This is a genomic window from Bradyrhizobium sp. (assembly GCF_019244115.1).
In the GTDB taxonomy this organism is placed as follows: Bacteria; Pseudomonadota; Alphaproteobacteria; order Rhizobiales; family Xanthobacteraceae; genus Bradyrhizobium.
In genome coordinates this window covers 1-6,293 of record NZ_JAFATE010000118.1, presented here as the reverse complement: position 1 = coordinate 6,293, position 6,293 = coordinate 1, and the positions used below count along the sequence as shown (strand labels likewise).

9 protein-coding genes are annotated in these 6,293 nt (G+C 64.6%); all 9 read left to right on the top strand.

Annotated features, from left to right (window positions below):
• The coding region (gene urtB, locus JOZ76_RS05655) for an urea ABC transporter permease subunit UrtB (protein ID WP_291697647.1) at positions 1-769 on the top strand (769 nt) is incomplete at its 5' end.
• A complete protein-coding gene (gene urtC, locus JOZ76_RS05650) occupies positions 766-1,929 on the top strand; it encodes an urea ABC transporter permease subunit UrtC (RefSeq protein WP_291697646.1) in 1,164 nt (387 codons plus the stop codon). The genes urtB and urtC, both read left to right, overlap by 4 nt.
• Before the next feature lie 3 nt (positions 1,930-1,932).
• Positions 1,933-2,694, top strand: a complete 762-nt coding sequence (gene urtD, locus JOZ76_RS05645) for an urea ABC transporter ATP-binding protein UrtD (RefSeq protein ID WP_291697645.1) — start codon at positions 1,933-1,935, stop codon at positions 2,692-2,694.
• Between the two features lie 11 nt (positions 2,695-2,705).
• A complete protein-coding gene (gene urtE / locus JOZ76_RS05640; RefSeq protein ID WP_291697644.1) occupies positions 2,706-3,401 on the top strand; it encodes an urea ABC transporter ATP-binding subunit UrtE in 696 nt (231 codons plus the stop codon).
• Positions 3,402-3,441: 40 nt separating this feature from the next.
• A complete protein-coding gene (locus tag JOZ76_RS05635; protein WP_291697643.1) occupies positions 3,442-4,275 on the top strand; it encodes an urease accessory protein UreD in 834 nt (277 codons plus the stop codon).
• Positions 4,276-4,303: 28 nt separating this feature from the next.
• The gene (locus JOZ76_RS05630) at positions 4,304-4,606 is read left to right on the top strand and encodes an urease subunit gamma (RefSeq protein ID WP_291697642.1); all 303 of its coding nucleotides are present in this window, start codon (positions 4,304-4,306) and stop codon (positions 4,604-4,606) included.
• Positions 4,607-4,741: 135 nt separating this feature from the next.
• Complete coding sequence (locus JOZ76_RS05625) at positions 4,742-5,047, top strand: urease subunit beta (RefSeq protein WP_291697641.1); 306 nt, start codon at positions 4,742-4,744, stop codon at positions 5,045-5,047.
• Positions 5,048-5,192: 145 nt separating this feature from the next.
• A complete protein-coding gene (locus JOZ76_RS05620; protein WP_291697640.1) occupies positions 5,193-5,732 on the top strand; it encodes an HD domain-containing protein in 540 nt (179 codons plus the stop codon).
• A gap of 22 nt (positions 5,733-5,754) precedes the next feature.
• The coding region (locus JOZ76_RS05615) for an amidohydrolase family protein (protein ID WP_291697639.1) at positions 5,755-6,293 on the top strand (539 nt) is incomplete at its 3' end.

The window sequence follows — 6,293 nt, the reverse complement described above, 5'->3', positions numbered from 1 at the left end:
CGGCGCCTACACCACCTTCGTGGTGCAGGACGTGATCCGCACCCGCTATGGCGGCCTGTTCGACTACTCGCTCCTGATCGCGGTGCCGCTGGCGTTTCTGGTCTCTGGCGCGGTCGGCGTGCTGATCGAGCGCAGCATCATCCGCTTCCTCTATGGCCGGCCGCTGGAGACGCTGCTCGCGACCTGGGGCCTGTCGCTGGTGCTGCAGCAGGCGGTCCGCACCCTGTTCGGGCCCACCAATCGCGAGGTCGGCAATCCCTCCTGGATGAGCGGCGCCTTCGAACTCGGCCAGATGACCATCACCTATAACCGGCTGTGGATCCTCTGCTTCACGCTCGCCGTGTTCGTCATCCTGCTCGCGATGCTGCGCTTCACCGCGCTCGGCCTGCAGATGCGCGCGGTGACGCAGAACCGCCGCATGGCGGCCTCGATGGGGATTGCGACCTCCCGCGTCGACGCGCTGACCTTCGGGCTCGGCTCCGGGATTGCCGGGATCGCCGGTGTCGCCCTGTCGCAGATCGACAATGTCAGCCCCAATCTCGGCCAGAGCTACATCATCGACAGTTTCATGGTCGTCGTGTTCGGCGGCGTCGGCAATCTCTGGGGCACGCTGGTCGGCGCCTTCACGCTCGGGATCGCCAACAAGTTCTTGGAGCCGGTCGCCGGCGCCGTGCTCGGCAAGATCGCCATTCTGGTCCTGATCATCCTGTTCATCCAGAAGCGCCCGCGCGGCCTGTTCGCGCTGAAGGGCAGGGCGGTGGAAGCATGATGGACCATATGCTCACCCGCTCGCTGGACCGTGCCGCGACCACCTTCCTGATCGTGGTGGCGGCCTGCGGCATCCTGATTCCGCTGTCGAACCTGTTGCTGCCGGCCGGCTCCGTCTTCCACGTGCCGACCTATCTGGTCGCGCTGTGGGGCAAATATGTCTGCTACGCGATCCTCGCGCTCTCCATCGACCTGATCTGGGGCTATTGCGGCATTCTCTCGCTCGGCCACGGCGCGTTCTTCGCGCTCGGCGGCTACGCCATGGGCATGTATCTGATGCGCCAGATCGGCACCCGCGGTGTTTACGGCAATCCGATCCTGCCCGACTTCATGGTGTTCTTGAACTGGCAGAAGCTGCCCTGGTACTGGTACGGTTTCGACATGTTCCCGTTCGCCTTGCTGATGGTCGTGCTGGTGCCCGGCCTGCTGGCGTTCTGCTTCGGCTGGTTCGCGTTCCGCTCCCGCGTCACCGGCGTCTATCTGTCGATCATCACCCAGGCGATGACCTACGCGCTGCTGCTCGGCTTCTTCCGCAACGATTTCGGCTTTGGCGGCAATAACGGCCTCACCGACTTCAAGGACATTCTCGGCTTCAATGTGCAAGCCGAAGGGACGCGAGCTGCGCTGTTCGCGCTGAGCTGCCTCGCCTTGATCGTCGCCTTCCTGATCTGTCGCGCGGTGGTGAGCTCGAAACTCGGCAAGGTGCTGATCGCGATCCGCGACGCGGAATCGCGCACGCGCTTCATCGGCTATCGTGTGGAATCCTACAAGCTGTTCGTGTTCACGCTCTCGGCCTCCATGGCCGGCGTCGCCGGCGCGCTCTATGTGCCGCAGGTCGGCATCATCAACCCATCCGAGTTCGCGCCGGGCAATTCGATCGAGGCGGTAATCTGGGTCGCCGTCGGCGGCCGCGGCACCCTGATCGGCGCCGCGCTCGGCGCTGTCGTCGTCAACTACGCAAAAACCTTCTTCACCTCGGGTGTGCTCGCGCCCTATTGGCTGTTCATGCTGGGCGCAATGTTCGTGCTGGTGACGCTCTTGCTGCCCAAGGGTATCGTCGGCACCTTCAACAGCTGGTGGGAGCCATTTCGGGCGCGGCGGCTTGCTGAAGCGAGCGCCGCGCGCGAGGACGGCGTCAGCGAACCGAAGATGGCGGAGTGAGACATGAACGTCATGGACACCCGCGCCACCTCAGCGCTGCTTTATCTCGACGGCGTCCATGTCGCCTTCGACGGTTTTCGCGCCATCAACAATCTGTCGCTGGCGCTCGAGCCCGGCGAGATGCGCGCCATCATCGGTCCGAACGGCGCCGGCAAGACCACGATGATGGACATCATCACCGGCAAGACCAAGCCCGACCAGGGCACGGTGCTGTTCGATGGCGTGACCGACCTGACGAGGCTCGACGAAACGCGCATCGCCGAGCTCGGCATCGGGCGAAAATTCCAGAAGCCGACGGTGTTCGAGAGTCAGACCGTCGAGGACAATCTGCTGCTCGCGCTCAACGTCGATCACAGCGTCAAAGCGACGCTGTTTTGGCGCGGCAGCAGGGCCGAGTCCGAGCGCATCGACCGCGTGCTGGAAACCATTCGCCTGACCGATGCACGCAATCGTCTCGCCGGCAGCCTGTCGCATGGCCAGAAGCAATGGCTCGAGATCGGCATGCTGCTGGCGCAGGACCCAAAGCTGCTGCTGGTCGACGAGCCCGTCGCCGGCATGACCGACGTGGAAACCCACCAGACCGCCGAGCTCTTGAAACAGATCAACCGTGACCACACCGTGATGGTGGTCGAGCACGACATGAGCTTTGTCCGCGCGCTCGGCGTCAAGGTCACCTGCCTGCACGAGGGCAGCGTGCTGGCGGAGGGTACGATCGACCAGGTCTCGTCGAACGAGCGGGTAATCGAAGTGTATCTGGGTCGGTAAAGGTCAGCCGCATGCTCAAGGTCGACAACATCAACCTCTTTTACGGCGCGGCGCAGGCGCTGCGCGGCGTCTCGATCGCGGCCGAGCCCGGCAAGGTCACCTGCGTGCTCGGCCGCAACGGCGTCGGAAAGACCTCGCTGCTGCGCGCGCTGGTCGGCCAGTATCCGATCGCCTCCGGCTCGATCACCTTCGACGGCACCGACATCACGGCTCTGCGACCCTATGAGCGCGCCCGGCGCGGCATCGGTTTCGTGCCGCAGGGGCGCGAGATCTTTCCGCTGCTGACGGTCGAGGAGAACCTCAAGACCGGCTTTGCGCCGCTGAGGCGCGAGGACCGCCGCATCCCTGACGATGTGTTCTCGCTGTTTCCCGTGCTGGATACGATGCTCGGCCGGCGCGGCGGCGACCTTTCCGGCGGCCAGCAGCAGCAGCTCGCGATCGGCCGCGCGCTCGTGATGCGGCCAAAGCTGCTGCTGCTCGACGAGCCGACCGAGGGCATCCAGCCCTCGATCATCAAGGACATCGCGCGCGCCATCTCGTACCTCCGCAATCTCGGCAACATCGCCATCGTGCTGGTCGAACAATATCTCGACTTCGCCTGCGAACTCGGCGACAAGTTCGCGGTCATGGACCGCGGCGCGGTAAAATTTTCCTGTGATCGCGCCAGCATGGATCCAGCCGAAATCAGCCGCCAGATGGCGCTGTGAGGCATCGCGGCGGCATGCGGCTGCCGCGGCGGGGGAGGGAATGCACAGCGGCACATCGGGCGCAGCCTCGGCGGTCTTCGCGGCCAACCGGGCCCGCGGCGCGGTCGCCTTCGAGGTCGCGCTGCGCGATGGCGTGACGCGGCGCGGGGTCCTGCATGAATCCGGCTCGCTGCGGGTGCGGTTTCCCTCGCCCGAGGACCACGGGCTCTCGGCGGTGCTGGTCAATACCGCCGGCGGCATTGCCGGCGGCGACCGTTTCGACATCGACATCTCGGCGGCCGAAGGCACGCGCCTGACCTTGACGACGGCGGCGGCGGAAAAGGTCTATCGCGCACCCGGCGCGGCGGCCGAGCTCAACATCGGCTTGAAGGTCGCGAACCGTGCCCATCTGTCCTGGCTGCCGCAGGAGACCATTTTGTTCGACGCAGCGAAGATTGCGCGCAGCATCGACATCGATCTGCAAGCCGGCGCCTCGCTTCTATTGTGCGAGATCGCCGTGTTCGGCCGCGCCGCGATGGGCGAGACCATGCGCGATGGCAGTTTTGTGGATCGCTGGCGGGTGCGTCAGGGCGGCCGGCTGATCTTTGCCGAGACCGTTCGGCTCGACGGCGACATCGGCGAGAAGCTGGCAAGGCCCGCAATCGCCAGGGGTGGCGCCGCCGTCGCGACCGTCCTGGTGGTGCCGGGTGACGAGACCCTGGTCGCGCGCATCCGCGACACTTGCGCGCCCTTTTCCGGCGAGGTCGGGCTTTCCGCCTGGAATGGATTTGCAATGGCGCGCTTCTGTGCCCAAGATGCGTCAAGACTTCGCGCTGACGTGATGGCGGTGCTCGCCGCGACCGGTGCGCAGCTGCCCCGACTGTGGCTCAACTAGATTGGTCAACGCCTGAAGAGATTTTTGCATGAACCTGTCTCCCCGTGAAAAGGACAAGCTTCTGATCTCGATGGCCGCGATGGTGGCGCGCCGCAGGCTTGAGCGTGGCGTCAAGCTCAACCATCCGGAAGCCGTCGCGATCATTTCCGACTTCATCGTGGAGGGCGCGCGCGATGGCCGCACCGTGGCCGAGCTGATGCAGGCCGGTGCGCAGGTGTTGACCCGCGAGCAGGTGATGCCGGGGATTCCGGAAATGATCCACGACATCCAGGTCGAGGCGACGTTTCCGGACGGCACCAAGCTCGTCACCGTGCACGCGCCGATCCGGTGATGAACACGAAACCATCAGTCTCGTCATGCCCGGGCTTGACCCGGGCATCCACGCCTTTAGTCGCCAAGAGGGAAGACGTGGATGGCCGGGACAAGCCCGGCCATGACGGAGAGGAATGCTAGGAGAAAAGCAGCGATGATCCCCGGCGAATTCTTCATCCAGGACGGCGAGATCGAGCTCAATGCCGGCCGCAAGACCGTGACGCTGACGGTGGCCAACACCGGCGACCGTCCGATCCAGGTCGGCTCGCACTATCATTTCTTCGAGACCAATCCGGCACTGAAGTTCGAGCGCACACGCGCCCGCGGCATGCGGCTCGACATCGCTGCCGGCACTGCGGTGCGGTTCGAGCCCGGCCAGACCCGCGAGGTGCAGCTCGTGGCGCTCGCCGGCAAGCGCACCATTTACGGTTTTCGCGGCGACGTGATGGGAAAGCTGTGATCTTCTTCGCGAAGGGGACGTCGTGATTCATTATGAGGTGAGTGCAAGGGGTGGGCGCCCTTCCCGCAAGGGGGGAGGAGAGTGCGGCGCGGCGAGGAACGAAGCGCGTGGTGGCGTGGTTGAGGCAAAAAGCGAGGGTCATGCCATGCTGCCTGCGATCCGCCTGATCTCCGAAGCTGCCGAACTCGCAGCGCGCCTTCACAACGGCCAGCAACGCAAGGGACGGAGGGATGAGCCCTACATCAACCACCTTGCGGAAGTGGCCAACCTGCTTGCCGGTGCGACCAATGGTGCCGACGCCGAGTTGGTCGCCGCCGGCTGGCTGCACGACACGATCGAAGATAGCGAGACTACACGAGAGGAGCTCGCTGCAAAATTCGGCAAGCGCGTCGCCTCGCTCGTCGTCGAGGTCACCGACGACATGAGCCTGCCCAAGAAGCAGCGTCGGCAAAAGCAGATCGAGGATGCGCCTCACAAATCGCCGGCCGCCAAGATGATCAAGATCGCCGACAAGATCAGCAACACGCGTGCTCGCATCGCCCCGAAGCCGAGCAAGCAGGAGCGCGAGGAGCTGGCAGATTATGTCGCCTGGGCCGAACAGGTCGTCGCAGGATGTCGGGGTGTCAATGCGATGATCGACGCAGAATTTGATGATGTGGTCAAAGCGGCGAGAAGCGTGCTTTGAACGCCAGGAAAGTGGGGGCATCATGGCCGTAAAAATCAAGCGTTCCGTCTATGCCGACATGTTCGGTCCGACCACCGGCGACAAGGTGCGGCTCGCCGATACCGACCTCATCATCGAGGTGGAAAAGGATTTCACCATTTATGGCGAGGAGGTGAAGTTCGGCGGCGGCAAGGTGATCCGCGACGGCATGGGGCAGTCGCAGGCCACCAACAAGCAGGGCGCGGCCGATACCGTCATCACCAATGCGCTGATCCTCGATCACTGGGGGATCGTGAAGGCCGATGTCGCGATCACCGAAGGTTTTATCAGCGCCATCGGCAAGGCCGGCAATCCGGACATCCAGCCGGGCGTCACCATCGTGATCGGACCGGGCACCGACGTGATCGCGGGCGAAGGAAAGATCCTCACCGCGGGCGGTTTCGACAGCCACATCCATTTCATCTGCCCGCAGCAGATCGAGCACGCGCTGATGAGCGGCGTCACCTCGATGCTCGGCGGCGGCACCGGGCCCTCGCACGGCACCTATGCCACGACCTGCACGCCCGGCCCCTGGCACATGGC

Bases quoted from the DNA above. Each gene is read 5' to 3' on its own strand.
- urtD (WP_291697645.1), top strand. From the start codon at position 1,933: ATGAACGTCATGGACACCCGCGCCACCTCAGCGCTGCTTTATCTCGAC.
- urtE (WP_291697644.1), top strand. From the start codon at position 2,706: ATGCTCAAGGTCGACAACATCAACCTCTTTTACGGCGCGGCGCAGGCG.
- JOZ76_RS05620 (WP_291697640.1), top strand. From the start codon at position 5,193: ATGCTGCCTGCGATCCGCCTGATCTCCGAAGCTGCCGAACTCGCAGCG.
- JOZ76_RS05625 (WP_291697641.1), top strand. From the start codon at position 4,742: ATGATCCCCGGCGAATTCTTCATCCAGGACGGCGAGATCGAGCTCAAT.
- urtC (WP_291697646.1), top strand. From the start codon at position 766: ATGATGGACCATATGCTCACCCGCTCGCTGGACCGTGCCGCGACCACC.
- JOZ76_RS05635 (WP_291697643.1), top strand. From the start codon at position 3,442: ATGCACAGCGGCACATCGGGCGCAGCCTCGGCGGTCTTCGCGGCCAAC.
- JOZ76_RS05630 (WP_291697642.1), top strand. From the start codon at position 4,304: ATGAACCTGTCTCCCCGTGAAAAGGACAAGCTTCTGATCTCGATGGCC.